The organism is Raoultella sp. T31 (genome assembly GCF_002806725.1).
Lineage (GTDB): Bacteria > Pseudomonadota > Gammaproteobacteria > Enterobacterales > Enterobacteriaceae > Klebsiella > Klebsiella electrica.
This window is the reverse complement of sequence record NZ_PIBO01000011.1, coordinates 1-16806: the sequence shown is the minus strand read 5'-3', so window position 1 is coordinate 16806 and position 16806 is coordinate 1. Positions and strand designations below refer to the sequence as shown.

General features: G+C 55.2%; 16 protein-coding genes and 1 pseudogene. 7 read left to right on the top strand and 10 right to left on the bottom strand.

The features are described from left to right. Nucleotides 1-23 precede the first annotated feature (23 nt). Nucleotides 24-1130 carry a KpsF/GutQ family sugar-phosphate isomerase gene (locus CWM52_RS10145; RefSeq protein WP_227521279.1) on the bottom strand — a complete coding sequence of 369 codons (1107 nt, stop codon included), beginning with the start codon at nucleotides 1128-1130 and terminating at the stop codon, nucleotides 24-26. A 66-nt stretch (nucleotides 1131-1196) separates the two neighbouring features. On the opposite strand from CWM52_RS10145, the gene CWM52_RS10140 reads away from it, so the two are divergent. The 4 genes from CWM52_RS10140 to CWM52_RS10125 are packed head-to-tail and all read left to right on the top strand — an operon-like array spanning nucleotide 1197 to nucleotide 5811. Beyond that, nucleotides 1197-1916, top strand: a complete 720-nt coding sequence (locus CWM52_RS10140) for a DeoR/GlpR family DNA-binding transcription regulator (RefSeq protein ID WP_100683987.1) — start codon at nucleotides 1197-1199, stop codon at nucleotides 1914-1916. A gap of 29 nt (nucleotides 1917-1945) precedes the next feature. Further along, entirely contained in the window at nucleotides 1946-3250 is a 1305-nt protein-coding gene (locus CWM52_RS10135; RefSeq protein ID WP_165785372.1) for a four-carbon acid sugar kinase family protein, read from the top strand. 18 nt (nucleotides 3251-3268) lie between these two features. Next, complete coding sequence (gene pdxA / locus CWM52_RS10130) at nucleotides 3269-4267, top strand: 4-hydroxythreonine-4-phosphate dehydrogenase PdxA (RefSeq protein ID WP_100683985.1); 999 nt, start codon at nucleotides 3269-3271, stop codon at nucleotides 4265-4267. Nucleotides 4268-4314: 47 nt separating this feature from the next. Then, nucleotides 4315-5811, top strand: coding sequence for a GntP family permease (locus CWM52_RS10125; protein ID WP_100683984.1), 1497 nt, complete (start codon nucleotides 4315-4317; stop codon nucleotides 5809-5811). A gap of 38 nt (nucleotides 5812-5849) precedes the next feature. Here CWM52_RS10125 and artM read toward each other — a convergent pair whose 3' ends face one another. From artM to CWM52_RS10100, 5 genes are all read right to left on the bottom strand, one after another. Next, a complete protein-coding gene (gene artM / locus CWM52_RS10120; RefSeq protein ID WP_100683983.1) occupies nucleotides 5850-6518 on the bottom strand; it encodes an arginine ABC transporter permease ArtM in 669 nt (222 codons plus the stop codon). Beyond that, on the bottom strand, nucleotides 6518-7234 hold the full coding sequence (artQ, locus tag CWM52_RS10115; RefSeq protein WP_100683982.1) for an arginine ABC transporter permease ArtQ: 717 nt from the start codon (nucleotides 7232-7234) through the stop codon (nucleotides 6518-6520). Before artQ ends, artM begins: the two co-directional genes overlap by 1 nt. A 6-nt stretch (nucleotides 7235-7240) precedes the next feature. Beyond that, nucleotides 7241-7972, bottom strand: a complete 732-nt coding sequence (gene artI / locus CWM52_RS10110; RefSeq protein ID WP_100683981.1) for an arginine ABC transporter substrate-binding protein ArtI — start codon at nucleotides 7970-7972, stop codon at nucleotides 7241-7243. A gap of 19 nt (nucleotides 7973-7991) precedes the next feature. Beyond that, the gene (artP, locus tag CWM52_RS10105; RefSeq protein ID WP_100683980.1) at nucleotides 7992-8720 is read right to left on the bottom strand and encodes an arginine ABC transporter ATP-binding protein ArtP; all 729 of its coding nucleotides are present in this window, start codon (nucleotides 8718-8720) and stop codon (nucleotides 7992-7994) included. Nucleotides 8721-8942: 222 nt separating this feature from the next. Continuing rightward, nucleotides 8943-9461 (bottom strand): lipoprotein, encoded by a 519-nt coding sequence (locus tag CWM52_RS10100; RefSeq protein ID WP_100683979.1) that lies wholly within the window; start codon nucleotides 9459-9461, stop codon nucleotides 8943-8945. A gap of 116 nt (nucleotides 9462-9577) precedes the next feature. Here CWM52_RS10100 and CWM52_RS10095 point away from each other — a divergent pair, with 116 nt between their 5' ends. Both CWM52_RS10095 and CWM52_RS10090 read left to right on the top strand, forming a co-directional pair. Then, entirely contained in the window at nucleotides 9578-9898 is a 321-nt protein-coding gene (locus CWM52_RS10095; RefSeq protein ID WP_100684089.1) for a heavy metal-binding domain-containing protein, read from the top strand. Between the two features lie 2 nt (nucleotides 9899-9900). Further along, nucleotides 9901-10731: an N-acetylmuramoyl-L-alanine amidase gene (locus tag CWM52_RS10090; RefSeq protein WP_100684088.1), complete on the top strand. Its 831-nt coding sequence runs from the start codon at nucleotides 9901-9903 to the stop codon at nucleotides 10729-10731. A 7-nt stretch (nucleotides 10732-10738) separates the two neighbouring features. Here the strand turns inward: CWM52_RS10090 and CWM52_RS10085 are convergent, their stop codons facing one another. The 4 genes from CWM52_RS10085 to poxB form a co-directional block, all read right to left on the bottom strand. Further along, nucleotides 10739-11752, bottom strand: a complete 1014-nt coding sequence (locus tag CWM52_RS10085; RefSeq protein ID WP_100683978.1) for an NAD-dependent epimerase/dehydratase family protein — start codon at nucleotides 11750-11752, stop codon at nucleotides 10739-10741. A gap of 96 nt (nucleotides 11753-11848) precedes the next feature. Then, nucleotides 11849-13282 (bottom strand): SDR family oxidoreductase, encoded by a 1434-nt coding sequence (locus CWM52_RS10080; RefSeq protein WP_100683977.1) that lies wholly within the window; start codon nucleotides 13280-13282, stop codon nucleotides 11849-11851. Nucleotides 13283-13292: 10 nt separating this feature from the next. Beyond that, entirely contained in the window at nucleotides 13293-14294 is a 1002-nt protein-coding gene (gene ltaE / locus CWM52_RS10075; RefSeq protein ID WP_100684087.1) for a low-specificity L-threonine aldolase, read from the bottom strand. 152 nt (nucleotides 14295-14446) lie between these two features. Then, a complete protein-coding gene (poxB, locus tag CWM52_RS10070; protein WP_100683976.1) occupies nucleotides 14447-16165 on the bottom strand; it encodes a ubiquinone-dependent pyruvate dehydrogenase in 1719 nt (572 codons plus the stop codon). A 151-nt stretch (nucleotides 16166-16316) separates the two neighbouring features. On the opposite strand from poxB, the pseudogene CWM52_RS10065 reads away from it, so the two are divergent. Then, nucleotides 16317-16765 (top strand): annotated as a pseudogene (locus CWM52_RS10065) (DoxX family protein). The last annotated feature ends 41 nt before the right edge of the window (nucleotides 16766-16806 follow it).

Genomic DNA, 16806 nt, shown 5'->3' with positions numbered 1-16806 from the left:
ATTCAATATAAATGTATTTTTATTTATTTTTCTGCTGGAAATATGTTCAGGAGATCGGTTAAATGCAGCAATCCGACAACCTGCTTGTCGTCGTTAATCACCGGCAGCACGCTGACGGGAGCCGGCTGATGCTGCTCCATGGTCCTGATCGCCTCATCAATTAACTGGTGTTGACTAATGCAGGTCGCGAAAGGGTTCATCAGCTCCCTCACCGGGGTCTGTAAGAAGAGGTTGTTGTACATGATATAGCGGCGGATATCACCGTCGGTAATTATGCCTTCCAGTTCATTGCGGCCATTGACAATCAGCGCTGCCCCGGAGAGATAGCGGGTCATGATAAACAGCGCATCGAGTATCGTCGACTCCCGACCGATAAGACAGGCTTTTTCGCCGCTGCGCATTGCTTTCCCGACCGTTAATAGCCGCCTCCTGCCGAGCGAACCGCCGGGATGGTAGAGGGCAAACGCCTCTTTGCTGAAGTTTCGCTCTTGCATCAGGGTCACGGCAAGGGCGTCTCCGATAGCCAACGCCAGGGTGGTGCTGGTTGTCGGGGCAAGATCCAGGGGGCAGCATTCGTGCTCAACCTGAGCGGAGATAACCACGTCGCTGTATTTTGCCAGGAGGGAGTCAGGGGTTCCGCATATCGTAATAATGGGCACGCCTGTTCGCTTGAGCGCGGGGAGCATATTGACGACTTCGGTCGTTTCGCCGCTGTTGGAGATAAGGATCACGACATCTTCGCGGCTGACTCTTCCCAGGTCGCCGTGCAGCGCTTCGCCCGGGTGCAGATAAAATGAGGGAGTGCCGGTGCTGGCGAGGGTGGCCGAAATCTTATGCGCGATATAGCCGGGTTTGCCCATTGCGCTTAGCACCACCTTGCCCGGTGCATTTAATATAATATTTATCGCTTGCGCAAAGCTCTCATTAATATTAGAGGTTGCACTAATTATTGCCTTTGCTTCTTCATTTAATACGTTACGGCCTCGATTAATTAATTCCTGAATGTTTCTTGTTTTATTATTCATAACGAGTTCCTTTAGTCGTTTATCGTTATTATGGTAGGCCCGATCACAATACTCTTTTAATTTTGTGATTGAGTGAATGAACTGTGAATTTGTGATTTTATTCACATCTCCATATTTGAAAAACGGTTAGCTTAAAAATCGAGTGAAGCTAACACTCATCGAGATAATGTCATGACACGCTATTCAAAAACGCAAAGGGTGCGTCGTATTATTGAGATGCTTGACGTTAATCATTCCACTACTATTAACCAGTTAGCTGAATACTTTACAGTTTCACATATGACAATTCGCCGTGATGTTGAGGAACTCCAGAAGAACGGGCGGGTCAAGGTTATATTCGGTGGGCAAATTATTAAGGGATTCATTAACGAAAGTCCGGAATATAAAGATAAAGCGCAGCACAATATTGCATGGAAGAAAGAGGTGGCGCTCCAGGCCTATAAACTCTTGCGTCCTGGCGAGATTGTTTTTATGGACGGTGGTACCACGGTGAAACAGCTGGCCTGGTTAATAGATATTCCACTAACGGTGATCACTAACGATATTTCTACCGCCTATATTTTGAATGACCGACCCAACATTAAATTGCTTATTTGCCCCGGTGAGTTAGTCAGGGAAAGCCGCTCAGCCTATTGTACCGAGACGCTGCGTTACCTGAGCGAGCATTATACCGACCTCGCTTTTATCGGGGCCGATGGTTTTGATGAGAATTATGGCGCAATGACGACCACGCAAAGTAAAGCGGACTGCAAGTGGATGGCAATGAGCCGTGCCGCAAAGTCAGTCCTGCTGGTGGATGAGAGTAAACGAAATGTCTTCTGCCATTACAAAATAACCGATTTGGCGGAATTCAGTCAGGTCATCGTCAATAGCGATTCGCTGATGAGGTGACATCAACCCGATACGGAGAGGGAAGCACTGTGAAAATTGCAATAATTGCGGACGATTTAACCGGCGCAAATGCGACCGCCGCGCTGTTAAGTACCAAAGGGTTTACGACCATGACCTGTCTGGATAACGACGCTGAAGAGGCGCAGCGCTTTGATGTGGTTTCATTTTCTACAGATTCCCGCTCTGTTTCCTCTGTTGAAGCCTACAGGCGGGTAGCGGAATGCGTCGCGCGGATTAACCCCGAACAGACGTTGATCAGTAAGCGCATTGATTCAACGCTGCGCGGTAATTTGGGCGCTGAAGTTGATGCGGTCATCGATAGCTTCCCCCATCTGATGGCTATCGTCGTCCCCGTATATCCCTCCAGCGGGCGTATTTGTGTGGGAGGCTCGCTGCTGGTGGATGGCATTCCGCTACAGAATACCGCAATGCGCAACGATCCTAAAAACCCCATGCTGGAATCGTCGGTGGTGGAATTGTTCCGCCAGCAGACCAATAAAAACGTCAGCTATATTTGTCTGCGCGATGTGTTGCGAGGCGAAATCACGCTGACTAAAAAACTAAAGGAGTTGTATTGCGCTAACGTGCGTATTGTCATCATCGATGCGACAACCGGCGATGATATTCAGCAGATAGCCCAGGCGGTACAGAAAGCAAAAATTCCCTGTTTTTGCGTTGACCCCGGCGTGTTCACCGCGCAGCTCGCATGGTTAAAATTTTCATCCGGACGCAGGCGGACCAATAAAGTTTTTCTGGCCATTGGCAGCGTTTCTGATTTAACCCAGCGGCAAATAAAAAAATTACGCTACGAGCGCGAAGTGTATATTGAAACGCTGTCGGCAGAAGAGTTAATTAATTTTTCTCTTCACCCGGAAAATGCCGCCCAGCTCGTTGACCGGTTAATTGATAAAACCCGGACCTGTGATGTGGTCGGCATTGATTCTGTCGAGGCCCCTGAGCATATATTCAGGCTGGAAACGCTCGCTAAAAAATTTGCGGTCGACAATCATCAGGTCAGCTGCATGATTAATAGCGGTATCGCCGAAGTCGTGGCTCAGGTGTTGAAGAAAGAAAAATCGCCGATCAGCGGACTCTACGGTAGCGGCGGCGATGTGATGGTCAGTATAACCAAACGATTAAAAGGCAGTGGCGTAGTATTAAAAGACGAAGTTGAGCCGCTGGCCGTCTATGGAAAGTTAGTTGGCGGACTGGCTGATGGGCTGCCATTAATTACCAAAGGCGGATTTGTCGGGAATGATAATACTCTGGTGCACTGCATTGATTATTTAGTGACGAAAGTCTCGGGTAACACTGCCATTACCGAAACTGTGTAAATATAAAAGGAGTTAATTATGAGACCGTTGGTGGTTATTCCAATGGGGGATGCTGCTGGCATCGGCCCGGAGATTACCGTAAAAACCCTGGCGTCGGAGCATGCGCAACAATATGCCAGAATGGTCGTTGTCGGCAATAAAACTATTCTGGAACAGGCGATGAAGTTTTCCGGCGTATCGTTATCAATTAACGTCATTTCTGGCGTGAATGAGTATATCGATCGACCGGGATTAATGAATCTTATTGAGACCGGAGATCTCAATATTGACGTGTTTAAAGCGGGAGAGATTCAGGGGCAGTGCGGCAGGGCGGCCTATGACTGTATTGAGAAAGCGGTAAAGATGACGCTATGCGGCGACGTCGATGCGGTGGCGACGACCCCGATTAATAAGGAGTCGCTGAGGGCCGGGGGCGTTGACTTTATCGGACATACCGAGATATTTGCTCATCTCACGAATACCCACGATCCGCTGACCCTGTTTCAGGTTCGCACGCTGCGGGTTTTCTTCCTGACGCGCCATCTCTCTCTGGTTGAGGCGATCCGCAGCCTGACGCCGGAGAAAGTATGCGATTACGCGCTGCGCTGTACGCGTGCGCTGCAGCAGCTTGGCGTGCCACAGCCCAAACTGGTGGTGGCCGCGATTAATCCCCACGGCGGCGAGCACGGCCTGTTTGGTCATGAGGATGATGACGTTCTGTTGCCGGGTATTGAGCTCGCGCGTGAGCAAGGCATAGCGATTGAGGGGCCAAAACCGGCCGACAGCGTATTCCATTTTGCTCTGCAGGGGGCATGGGATGCCGTGCTGTCGCCGTATCATGACCAGGGGCATATCGCCACCAAAATGGTGGACTTCCACCGCACCATTTCTATCACCAGCGGCATGCCTGTCCTGCGAACTTCCGTTGATCACGGTACCGCAAATGACATTGCGGGGAGGGGAATTGCCGATCCGGTCAGCCTGATTGAAGCGGTCAGGCTGGCGGCACTCTACGCGCCTTATTACAAAAAACAATAACCTGTGGCGGGCGTCACCGCCCGCTGCCTCAATAATCCGAGGTGAGTATGTCTGATAAACCAGTGGAAGCCGCCGCGACGGGAATGAGTCCGGCATTGAAGGGGGCGCTAGTCCTTGGCATTGGGTTAATCATTTTTAACCCTGGAAGCACCAGCGGGGAGGAGCTCGACAGTTTCCGCGTGATTGGCGGACTGCTGGTCGCAATAGCGGCGCTGCTCTTTATGATCCTTAAAACGCGCATTCCCGCGTTTCCCGCATTGATCATTGCCGCGGTGATTACCGGCTCGTTGGGCGGGATGAAAAGCGAAATGATGATCGCTTCTGTCACCAGGGGCTTTGGCGGGACGTTAGGCAATATCGGCATCGTGATTGGCTTTGGCGTGATGATGGGCTCGCTGCTGCAGATGAGCGGAGCCTCTAAGCGCATGGCGATTTCGTTTATCAACCTGCTGGGCAAGGGACGTGAGGAGCTGGCGCTGGTGATGATCGGTCTGATCGTCTCAATGGCCGTATTCTGCGATTCGGCGTTTATCGTTCTGGTACCGTTGGTTAAGGCTATCTCCCGTTCAACGGGTAAATCGGTGGTTGGCTTAGGGGCAACGCTTGCGGCCGGATTAGTGATCAGTCATAGCATGATCCCGCCTGCCGTTGGTCCGTTTGGCGTGGTATCGCAGTTCAATATGCCGATTGGCCGGTTTATGCTCTGGAGCATGGTCGTGGCGGTACCGGTGGCGATAGCCGGATTCCTGTATACCCGACGTCTTGGCAACGCTATTTTCCTGATCCCGACGGCAGACGGCAGCGGTTTTACCCGTGAACGCCCCCTTGCCGGCGAGGAAAGCGTGCAGCAGGAGGACTCTCTGCCGGGTAAAGTGATTTCGTTTGCTCCGCTGATGGTGCCCATCGTACTGATTCTGCTGGCCACCTTCTTCAAGGAGTTCGGCTACATTGACCCGGAGAGTCATACGTGGCAGCAGTCGTTAGCGCAGATGGTCGTCGCTATCGGCCATCCGGTTACGGCGGTGGGGACCGGGTTACTGATCGCCATTATTGGGCTGGGTAGCCGTTACGAGCGTAAAGAAGTCACCCAAAATATGGAAAATGCGATTCGCTCGGCGGGGATTATCTTTCTGGTTATCGGCGGCGGCGGGGCGCTGGGTATGGTGCTGCGTGATTCCGGCGCCGGCAATATGATAGCCGATTACATTATCCGCACAGGCGTGCCGGGCGTCTTGCTGCCGCTGACCATTTCGACGCTGGTGCGTTTAATTCAGGGGTCTGGTACGGTGGCGATGATTACCGCAGCGAGTATTACCGCCCCGATGATCGGGACCTTAGGCGTGGATCCGGTGATTGCTGGCCTCGGCTGTACGGTAGGCTCCTTTATGTTTTCCTACTTTAACGATGCCTATTTTTGGGTTGTGAACCGCTCGCTCGGCGTGACCGAAGTCCAGGAGCAGATCAGGGTGTGGAGTATCACCTCGACTATCCTCTGGGCGACCGGGTCGGTCACCTTACTGCTGATTAACGTGCTGTGCTTTTAAGAGATAAAAAAGGGATCCCTCAGGGATCCCTTTTAGGGTTAATTCCGTCGTTCGAATGCCAGCGCTCGACGCTCCACTAACCGCATCAGCAGCGTCAGCAGACCGTTGACGATGAGATAGACGATACCGGCCGCGCCAAACACCATGACGTCGTAGGTGCGTCCGTACAGCAGCTGGCCGTGCCCCATGACTTCCATCAGCGTAATGGTGTAAGCCAGAGAGGTACTTTTGAACACCAGCACCACCTCGTTGGAATAAGAAGAGAGGGCGCGCTTAAAGGCGTACGGCAGCAGAATCGCCAGCGTGTCTTTCTTGCTCATGCCCAGCGCGCTACAGGATTGCCACTGGCCGTCCGGGATGGCGCGGATCGCACCATAAAACAGCTGGGTGGTGTAGGCGGCGCTGTTCAGGGACAGGGCTATCATGGCGCACAGCCAGGGTTCAGAAATCAGATGCCACAGCACCGGGTAGTCCTGCAACGAGGGGAACTGACCTGGACCATAGTAAATCAGGAAGATCTGCACCAGCAGCGGCGTACCGGTAAATAAGGTGATATAAGCGCGAACAATCCACACCAGCACCGGCGTTTTCAGCGTCAGGACGATGGTGAAAACCAGCGACAGGATCAGTGCGACGACGATCGACGCCGCCGTCAGCGTCAGGCTGGTATGCAGCCCTTTTAGCAGTTCGGGTAAGTAATCGAGCATCAGCCTGGTCTCCGTTCGAAGCGCGTCGCACGTTGGTCAATACGTTTGAGGATGTACTGACTGAACAGGGTGATGACCAGATAGATCGCCGCCGCGATGATATACCAGTTAAACGGTTCCTGAGTGCGGGTAGCGATGCTCTTGGTTTGCAGCATCAGATCGTTGACGCTGATTAAACTGACCAGTGCGGTATCTTTCAGCAGAACCAGCCACTGGTTGCCGAGGCCCGGCAGCGCATGACGCCACATTTGCGGCATCACCAGACGGAAGAAGATAGCCCCTTTCGACAGCCCCAGCGCCTGGCCGGACTCCCATTGTCCCTGAGGTACCGCCTTGAGCGCCCCGCGCAAAGTTTGCGAGGCGTAAGCGGCGTACAGCAGGGACAGCGCGATGGCACCGCACAGGAACGGACTGACGTCGAAGTCTTCAATCTGCATCTGTACCGGAATCTGCACAAAACCAAGATTGATCGTAAAACCGTCAGAGAGCGTAAGCAGCAGCTGTGAGGAGCCGAAATAGATAAACAGGACCACCAGAATCTCCGGTAGCCCACGCAGAATCGTGACCACGCCGGTTGCGAACCATGCCAGCGGGCGCCATTTCACTGACTCCAGCACGGCAAACAGCATCGCCAGCACCAGGCCGATGATCAGCGCGCAAACGGCAAGGCCGACGGTCATCCCGGCGGCGCTTGCTAAGGGAAAAATTTCATTCATTTAGCGTTACTTCTGAAACCATTTGCTATAGATGGTCTGGTAAGTCCCATCTTTTTTCACTTTTTCCAGCGCAGCATTAAATTTCTGCTGCAGCTCGGTATTGCCCTGGCGCAGCGCAATGCCCAGACCGGTGCCGAAGTAGTCTTTATCCGTGACCTTATCGCCCACCGCGGCCAGCTTCGGATTGCTCTTCAGCCATTCGGTGACGACGGCATTATCGCCAAACACGGCATCAATACGGCCATTTTGCAGATCCAGTTTCGCATTCTGGTAGCTGTCATACGGCACGGTGGTGATTTCAGGGTGTTTGTCATTAATAAATTTCTGGTGCGTAGTCCCGTTCTGAACGCCGACTTTCTTGCCTTTCAGCTGCTCGAGGCTGGTGAATTTACCCTTCTGGCCGACAAACAGCGCCGAGTTTTCATAGTAAGGTGTGGTGAACAGCACCTGCTTTTCACGCTCAGGCGTGATATCCATCCCGGCCATCACCGCATCGATGCGGCGGAATTTGAGGCTGGGGATCAGGCTATCGAAGGCCTGGTTGGTAAAGGTGCAGGTAGCATCAATTTCTTTACACAGCGCGTTGGCCAGATCGACATCAAAACCGACAATTTTATTGTTGGCATCAATCGATTCAAACGGAGGGTAGGAGGCCTCAGTGGCGAAACGAATGGTCTGGGCGGCAGTAGCTGACAGGCTCATGCTGGCCAGGATCGCGGCAATCAGTACTTTTTTCATCGTCATTTCCCCGAAAACATCAATGTGAAAGATAGTTTTTAAACGCGTCGGTCTGCGGATGCGTAAAGCAGCTGGCATCCCCTTGTTCAATGATGTGACCATTTTCCATATACACCACGCGGCTTGCCGTTTTACGCGCCACTTCCACTTCGTGGGTGACGATAACCTGCGTAATACCGGTGCCGGCCAGCTCGCGAATAATGCTGACGATCTGAGCGGTGATTTCCGGGTCGAGCGCTGCGGTAGGTTCATCAAACAGCAGTACCTGGGGTTCCATCATCAGCGCCCGCGCAATGGCGACGCGCTGCTGCTGACCACCGGAAAGATGCAGCGGATAACGATCGCTGTAGGGCTTGAGACGAAGACGTTCCAGCAGTTTTTCGGCGCGAGCGAGCGCCATGTCTTTACTTAACCCCAGCACGCGGCAGGGGGCTTCAATCAGGTTTTGCTGCACCGTCAGGTGCGGCCACAGATTATACTGCTGGAAAACCATACCCACGTTCTGGCGCAGCTCGCGAATGGCTTTGTCAGAAGGCGTTTTGGTAAAGTCGAAGTGGTTACCGGCGATATGTAATGTCCCGGAACGCGGCATTTCCAGCAGGTTGAGTACGCGAAGCAGCGAGCTTTTCCCGGCGCCACTCGGGCCGAGCAGCACCAGCGTTTCCCCCTGCGGGCAATCCAGCGTGATGTCGAACAGCGCCTGATGCGCGCCGTAGAAGCAGTTAATGCCGTTTAGTTTAATACTCATCTGGGCTGTCTGATACGAATAGCTATTGAGGCCGCAAATACTACCTTTGACAGAATAGTTATGCAATATTTATGCGTTAAAAGTTAAATGTAAACCGCGTTTACCTCTAAACTTAGCACAAAATATGGGTTCGTGGGGTAGGGAGGCTCGAATGTCGGCATAACTGGAGAAATACCGACATTTTACCGGAGTTATCGTTTCAGCGGCGTAGGTTCCACGTCCTTATCCGCGTTTTTCAAGACTCTGTTGCAGGGAACCGGCCGGGGCATGGGCGTTAATACCAAGATAACGCACGTCATCGACGGCCCAGCACTGGCCTTCCTGAATCATCAGCACTTCATCCTGCCAGCTTTGGCTGCCCTGTTTTAAATCGACGCGCAGAGGGATATTGCGGGCATCGCGGTTTGGAATGGTGGAGGCGCTGGCCACGCTGGCGCTATCGGCCGGGGTTGTCGAGCTGGAGAAGAGGTTCGATTGCAGCTGCGAGCTGCGGGACGGATCCTGGCGGGCATCGTTTAATAATCTGGCCAGATCGTCGCTGAGATAAGGACGCAGGGCCGTCAGGTCGTGGTTTCGGTGCTGGATCTGATAATCGTAGAATTTCTGCGCTACCTCATCCGGTCCACCTTCGATGCAGGCCCCGCTGCGGGTGCCATTATCTTTATAGGCGGGGGGGACGGTGGTACAGGCACTCAGCGCGAGCGCGCACGGGATAATAAAAGCAACGAGTTTGTCGCGCATAATGATTTCCTTATAGGCTCACTACGTTAAAATATCTCTTCAAGCATAGCGTATCGATACGACAATGTGCTTGACTCTCTGAGCTAACACCTTGAACGCAAAAGAAGGACTTGATGATGCAATTTTCAACGACTCCCACCCTCGAAGGGCAGCCTATTGTGAAATATTGCGGTGTCGTGACGGGGGAGGCTATCCTCGGCGCGAACGTTTTTCGCGACTTCTTCGCCAGCATCCGCGATATCGTCGGTGGTCGCGCGGGGTCCTATGAAAAAGAGCTGCGCAAGGCGCGGGAGATAGCGTTTGGCGAGATGGGCGAGCAGGCAAAAGCGCTGGGTGCCAACGCGGTCGTCGGTATCGATATCGATTATGAGACGGTGGGCAAGGATGGCAGCATGCTGATGGTTTCCGTCAGCGGCACGGCGGTACAGACACGGTGAGGATACGCCCTGGACTGAGCGTCGCGCTGCTAACGCTGTTGCTGGCGGGCTGCGCGACAGAAAAGGGAATTATTGACCGCGACGGTTACCAACTCGATACTCGCCATCCGGCGCAGGCCGCCTACCCGAGAGTGAAAATATTAGTCATTCACTATACCGCCGATGACTTTGACGTTTCCCTGGCGACCCTGACGGATAAAGAGGTCAGTTCGCACTATTTGATTCCCGAGCAGCCCCCGCTGCATCACGGCAAACCGCGGATCTGGCAACTGGTGCCGGAACAAGATTTGGCCTGGCACGCGGGGATTAGCTTCTGGCGCGGCAGCACGCGCATTAACGATACCTCTATCGGCATTGAGCTGGAGAACCGCGGCTGGCAGAAAAACGCGGGGACGAAAAGCTTTACGCCGTTCAACCCGGCACAGATTAATGCGCTGATGCCGCTGGCAAAAGATATTATTGCCCGCTACCACATTGCGCCGCAAAACGTGGTTGCCCACGCCGATATTGCCCCGCAGCGTAAGGACGATCCCGGGCCGTTATTCCCATGGCGGCAACTGGCGGAGCAGGGTATTGGCGCGTGGCCGGATGCCGGTCGGGTGGCGTTTTATCTCAATGGCCGACCGTCGTATCAAGCGGTTGATAGCGCAGAGCTGCTGGATATGCTCTCTCGCTATGGCTATCAGGTCACGCCGGAGATGACCCCGGCGCAACAGAAACGAGTCATTATGGCCTTTCAGATGCACTTTCGTCCGGCGCGCTGGGATGGCGTCGCCGATGCTGAAACCCAGGCCATCGCCGAGGCGCTGCTGGAAAAGTATGGCCAGGGATAACCTGCGGTTAGCGGTGTAATTTGCCGTGGTCCTTCAGCCAGGCGGCGGTGCGAATAATGCCGTCATCGAGCGTAACCACAGGTTGATAACCCAGCTCTTGCTGAGCGCGGGAGATATCGAGGGTAAAGTCAAAGTTCAGCTTGGAGACGCCGTAGTGGGTAAAGGCGGGTTCTCTGGCGGATTTATTGCCGAAATGCTCCATACTGCGGGCGATAATATCCAGCATCGGGTAGGGCACGGAGCGGATCCGACACTTAATACCCAGTTCATCAATCAACTTCTGCACAATACTGTGCAGCGTGCGCGGTTCGCCGTTGGTGATATTCCAGGCGCGGCCGGAGGGCAGATGATCGCACTGCGGCTGGCTGGCGAGCCACATCGCATGTACCGCATTTTCATAATAGGTCATATCAACCAGCGCGCTGCCGCCGCGTGGCAGCAGGATGCTACCATAGTGCTGCATCATTTGCGCCAGGCGAGGAATAAACACTTTATCATGGGGGCCGAACAGGCTCTGCGGACGCAGAATGGTAAAGCGGGTATTGGGGTTCGCCTGAGCCAGCAGATGAATCACCTCTTCACTGGCCGCCTTGCTGCGGGCAAATTCATTGGCGAAACGCTGCGGGCGGAAATCTTCCTGCACATCGCGATGATGGTGATAATCAAAATAGAGCGACGGGGAGGAGATATGAACGAAATTACGCACCCCCCAGGCAACGGCCCACTCTCCGAGACGGCGGGTGGCCCGCACGTTAGCGAGATCAAAAGCCTGCTGCGTACCCCAGGGAGAGGTAAAGCTTGAACAGTGCCACAGGGTATCGATACCGGCGAGCATCACTTTAGCCTGCGAAGAAACCAGCTCGGTTAAATCGGCAGGCACAAACTCGGCGCCCATTTTGCTCAGAAGCTTGCCCATCGCTTCATTACGCCCGGTGGCTCTGACGCTGATGCCTTGATGACGCAGATATTCCACCGCGTTGCGGCCTAATCCGCTGGTCGCGCCGGTAACCAGTACCTTCATATCAACCTACTGTCCCAGAAAAGAATTTCGTGCGCATTTTTCCGTGATTCTCCTCATGATGCAATGAGAATGATGAAAGAATGCCACACATACTGCCTATTTGCCTGTGATTTGTTCGGCCAGCCGGGCAATGCGTCGCGCCATGCCGCGAAAGATAAACAGATGCGCCGGGATCATCAGCAGCCAGTAGAACAGCCCGGGCATGCCGTGAGGATGCCACCAGGCGCGGACATCCAGCTCGCGGCGATCGCCTTTATCTCTGAGCGTAAAACTCAGGCGTCCCAGACCCGGCGCTTTCATGCCGAATAGTAAGGTTAGCTGCTTTTCCGGTTCGACGATAATGACCTTCCAGCTGTCCACCGTATCCCCGGTCTGCAGGTCGGCGCGATCGGGACGGCCTTTCGCCAGCCGGTGGCCGACCAGCAGGTCCATCATCCCGCGGATTTGCCACAAAATGTTGCCAAAGAAGTAACCCTCTTTGCCGCCGATTTGATTAACCACCTGCCACAGCGCCGCCGCGCTGGCGCGGGTGCTGATCGTACAACCGGCCTGTTTAGGGTAGTAGCCATACTCCGGCCGCCAGCGGGCAAACGCCTGGGCGTCATAGCCCCAGTCGCTGGAGTTCGCCAGCTGCTCTTCGTCTTTTAACGTGCGGCGCACCGCCTCATCAAAGGAGATAAGCGGCTGGGGGATCAGCGCGCGCAGAGCGCGATCGTCGGCGATCAGATCGTGCTTTAGCCCCTGAATCAATGCCCGGGCGATGGTGGGAGGCACCGACGTGATCACGTTGAGAAACCACACCGAAATCCAGCGGGTGGGAAACGGAATCGGGATTAACAGGCGCTGCTTACCGCTCACCGCCATAAAGCGAGTGAACTGCTGCTGGTAACTTAATACTTCTGGTCCGGCGGCTTCCAGTACCCGATGAGCGCTGGCCGGATGATGCAGCAGTTGCACCAGATAATAGAGCAGGTTCTCCAGCGCGACAGGCGTCGTTCGCGAGCGAACCCAGCGCGGCGGCGTCAGAACCGGCAGATTGTAGACCATATCGCGCATCACTTCGAAAGCGGCGGAACCGGCGCCGATGATAATTCCTGCCCGCAGTTCGGTGACCGGGACGGCGGCTTCCCGCAGAATGTCGGCGGTGATTTGCCTGGCGCGCAGATGATCCGATTGTTCCGCTTCCGGCGCCTGCAGGGAACTGAGAAAAATCAGCTGCCGGACCGGCGTGACGCGCAGGGCATCACGAACGTTGGCCGCGACCCGGCGCTCGTGGGCAATAAAGTCGCCGCCTTCGCCCATCCCGTGCACCAGATAATACACGGTATCCGCCTGCGCCAGCAGGGCGGACAGCCCCTGCGGTTGGTTAAGATCGAGCGGCTGGCAGCTTACGCCCGGGAGATTGAGCTTTTGCAGTCTGTCGACATGGCGCGCCGCCGCCAGCACCGGGTAACCCTGCTCGCTTAATGCCTGCACCAGATGCTGGCCGATATAGCCGCTGGCGCCGAGCACCAGAATGTGTTGCGACACGCCGGGCTCCTTAGCGCTGCAAAAATGCCTGCCAGTGGCCGACGACGTCCGCAAGCTGCTGGCGGCTGACATCCAGATGCGTCACCAGGCGCACGATCGGCGAAGCATTGATCAGCACGCCGCGCTGCTGCATAAATGCCCCCAGCGCTGCGGCGTGTTCTTCCCCCACGCGGACAAACAGCATGTTGGTATCATGCCGGGTCACGTCGGCGCCAATGGCGCTGAGCTGCCCGGCCATCCACGCCGCATTATCGTGGTCCTCTTTTAACCGTTGGACGTTGTTTTGCAGGGCGTAGAGGCCCGCCGCCGCCAGAATCCCGGCCTGGCGCATGCCGCCGCCGACCATTTTCCGCCAGCGGGTGGCGCGGCGAATGTACTCGTGGCTACCGACCAGCAGCGAGCCGACCGGCGTACCCAGCCCTTTGGAGAGACAGATAGTGAATGAATCACAGTACTGCGCGATGTCGCGCAGTTCGCAGCCGTAATCAACCACCGCATTGAAGATACGCGCGCCATCAACGTGCAATGCCAGATTATGCTTACGGGTAAACTCCCATGCCTCCTGGAGGTATGCGCGCGGCAGAACCTTACCGTTGTGGGTGTTTTCGAGGCTCAGCAGGCGTGTCGGGGCAAAGTGGATATCGTCAGGTTTAATCTTCGCGGCGACCTTATCCAGCGGCAGAGTGCCGTCGGCGGCGGCATCGATCGGCTGTGGCTGAATGCTACCCAGCACTGCCGCTCCGCCCGCTTCATACAGATAGTTATGCGCGCCCTGGCCGACGATATACTCTTCGCCGCGCTGGCAGTGGCTTAGCAGGCCGACCAGGTTAGCCTGGGTGCCGGTGGGCAGGAACAGCGCGGCTTCTTTAGCGGCCAACTGCGCGGCGTAGCGCTGAAGTTCATTTACCGTCGGGTCGTCGCCATACACGTCGTCTCCGACCGGCGCGGCCATCATCGCCTCCAGCATGGCGGGGCCTGGCCGGGTTACGGTATCACTGCGTAAATCTATCACGGCATTTCCTTCTGGGTCGATCATCCCGCAGGCGGCTGCTGTCGCGCGCCTTTTGTGTCCCCGATGACAGGCGCGGTGCTGTCGTCGGGGATGCCCGGGCGCGCCGCATCGCGGCATCAGGCATGATTTCAGAGATTAACGAAAAGAATGTTTTACCTGAGCCAGTTGGTTTTCGCCAGTTCGATGACCTCATCGCCGCGTCCGCTGATAATGGCACGCAGCATGTACAGACTAAATCCTTTGGCCTGCTCCAGTTTGATCTGCGGCGGAATGGCTAATTCCTCTTTGGCGACGACAACATCCACCAGCACCGGGCCATCGGTACTAAACGCGGTCTGTAACGCGCTATCCACTTCGCTGGCTTTTTCGACGCGGATCCCTGTTATCCCGCAGGCTTCAGCAATGCGAGCGAAATTGGTGTCGTGCAGTTCGGTACCGTCGGTCAGATAGCCTCCGGCTTTCATTTCCATTGCCACGAAGCCGAGGACGCTATTGTTAAAGATGATAATTTTCACCGGCAGCTTCATCTGCGCCAGCGAGAGAAAGTCTCCCATCAACATGCTAAAACCACCGTCACCGCACAGTGCCACCACCTGGCGATCCGGCGCTGCCGCCTTGGCGCCAATCGCCTGCGGCATGGCGTTAGCCATCGAACCGTGGTTAAACGACCCGATCAGGCGGCGTCTGCCGTTCATTTTCAGATAGCGCGCGGCCCAGACGGTCGGCGTCCCGACGTCGCAGGTGAAAATCGCGTCGTCGGCGGCAAAATGACCGATCTGCTGCGCCAGATACTGCGGATGAATCGCTTTGTCGCTTGGCTTTGCCAGATCATCGAGCCCTTTACGCGCTTCACGATAGTGCTCAAGGGCTTTATCCAGAAACGTGCGGTCGGTTTTCTCTTCCAGATGCGGCAGCAGCGCGCCGAGCGTGGACTTAATATCGCCGACCAGCGCCATATCGACTTTGCTATGGGCGCCGATGCTACCGGGGTTGATATCAATCTGGATAATTTTGGCATCGGTGGGGTAGAAGGCCCGGTAGGGGAACTGGGTGCCCAGCAGCACCAGGGTATCGGCATTCATCATGGTATGGAAACCCGAGGAGAAGCCAATCAGTCCGGTCATCCCGACATCATAGGGGTTGTCATACTCAACGTGCTCTTTACCACGCAGGGCATGGACGACAGGGGCTTTTAATTTCGCGGCAAACTCGACCAGCTCTGCGTGCGCGCCGGCGCAGCCGCTGCCGCACAGCAGGGCGATATTACTGGCATAGCGCAGCACCTGCGCCAGCTTTTTGATCTCTTCCTCCGGCGGCGTGACCGTCGGCAGCGGCGCGGCGTACCAGTGGGTGCTGGCGCTCTCCGGTGCGGCTTTCAGCGCCACGTCGCCGGGCAGCACCACCACCGATACGCCACGGTTAATCACCGCTTTACGCATCGCGATGGCCAGCACCTGCGGGATTTGCTCTGGCGTGGAGACCAGCTCGCAATAGTGGCTGCATTCACGAAACAGCTCCTGCGGATGGGTTTCCTGGAAATAGCCGCTGCCGATTTCACTGGAGGGAATATGGGCGGCGATGGCGACCACGGGAACATGATTGCGATGGCAGTCGAAAAGGCCGTTAATGAGATGGAGGTTACCCGGGCCGCATGAACCTGCGCATACTGCCAGCTCTCCGGTTAACTGTGCTTCGGCGCCAGCCGCAAAGGCGGCGACTTCTTCATGTCGGGTGGGCATCCAGGCAATGGTGCCCATCCGGTTCAGGCTATCGCTCAGTCCGTTGAGGGAGTCGCCGGTGACGCCCCATATGCGTTTTACGCCGGCCTGTTCAAGTGTTTTTGCTATATATGCCGCCACGGTTTGTTTCATGGTTCTCCATCTCCTTTTTGTGATAACGCTTACAAGCTTAGATGAAACTGATGGGCATGCCGGTGAATCACCCTGATAAAAATCAAATCTTCTTACGCAATGATTAGGCATAATCTGATCGGCTCTCAGGTGCAAACAGGAATCATTTCAAATGATAAAGTCACTGTTAATCAATGTTAATAAAACGCTAGCGAAAGACGATGTCGGCAAACTCTTGTTACGACTTACGACTTACGACTTACCGTGGGCGGGCTGATGTTGTTTCATGGATTACACAAACTGTTTGAGGGGGTAGATGGCATCAGCGGCATGCTGGTGGCGAAAGGGTTGCCGGGATTTATCGCCTACGGCGTCCTGATTGGTGAAGTGGTTGCGCCGTGTCTGATTATTCTTGGTATCCTCACCCGGCCAGCAGCGCTGGTGCTGGCGTTTACGATGATCGTCGCATGGCTGATGGTTGGCACCGGTGAAACTTTTGCGTTGGATGCGGTTGGTGCATGGGCGCTCGAAAGCCTGGTCTATTTCTTTACTGGCGCGCTGGCGATTGCCTGTCTTGGGGCGGGGCGTTTCTCGGTGGCGGGAAATTCGGTCTGGCGGTGAGGCATTGCCGGATGGCGCTGCGCTTATCCGGCCTACAGCGA

Bases quoted from the DNA above. Each gene is read 5' to 3' on its own strand.
- CWM52_RS10085 (WP_100683978.1), bottom strand. From the start codon at position 11,752: ATGAAGGTACTGGTTACCGGCGCGACCAGCGGATTAGGCCGCAACGCG.
- pdxA (WP_100683985.1), top strand. From the start codon at position 3,269: ATGAGACCGTTGGTGGTTATTCCAATGGGGGATGCTGCTGGCATCGGC.
- artI (WP_100683981.1), bottom strand. From the start codon at position 7,972: ATGAAAAAAGTACTGATTGCCGCGATCCTGGCCAGCATGAGCCTGTCA.
- poxB (WP_100683976.1), bottom strand. From the start codon at position 16,165: ATGAAACAAACCGTGGCGGCATATATAGCAAAAACACTTGAACAGGCC.
- artP (WP_100683980.1), bottom strand. From the start codon at position 8,720: ATGAGTATTAAACTAAACGGCATTAACTGCTTCTACGGCGCGCATCAG.
- CWM52_RS10125 (WP_100683984.1), top strand. From the start codon at position 4,315: ATGTCTGATAAACCAGTGGAAGCCGCCGCGACGGGAATGAGTCCGGCA.
- CWM52_RS10100 (WP_100683979.1), bottom strand. From the start codon at position 9,461: ATGCGCGACAAACTCGTTGCTTTTATTATCCCGTGCGCGCTCGCGCTG.
- artQ (WP_100683982.1), bottom strand. From the start codon at position 7,234: ATGAATGAAATTTTTCCCTTAGCAAGCGCCGCCGGGATGACCGTCGGC.
- artM (WP_100683983.1), bottom strand. From the start codon at position 6,518: ATGCTCGATTACTTACCCGAACTGCTAAAAGGGCTGCATACCAGCCTG.
- CWM52_RS10095 (WP_100684089.1), top strand. From the start codon at position 9,578: ATGCAATTTTCAACGACTCCCACCCTCGAAGGGCAGCCTATTGTGAAA.
- CWM52_RS10140 (WP_100683987.1), top strand. From the start codon at position 1,197: ATGACACGCTATTCAAAAACGCAAAGGGTGCGTCGTATTATTGAGATG.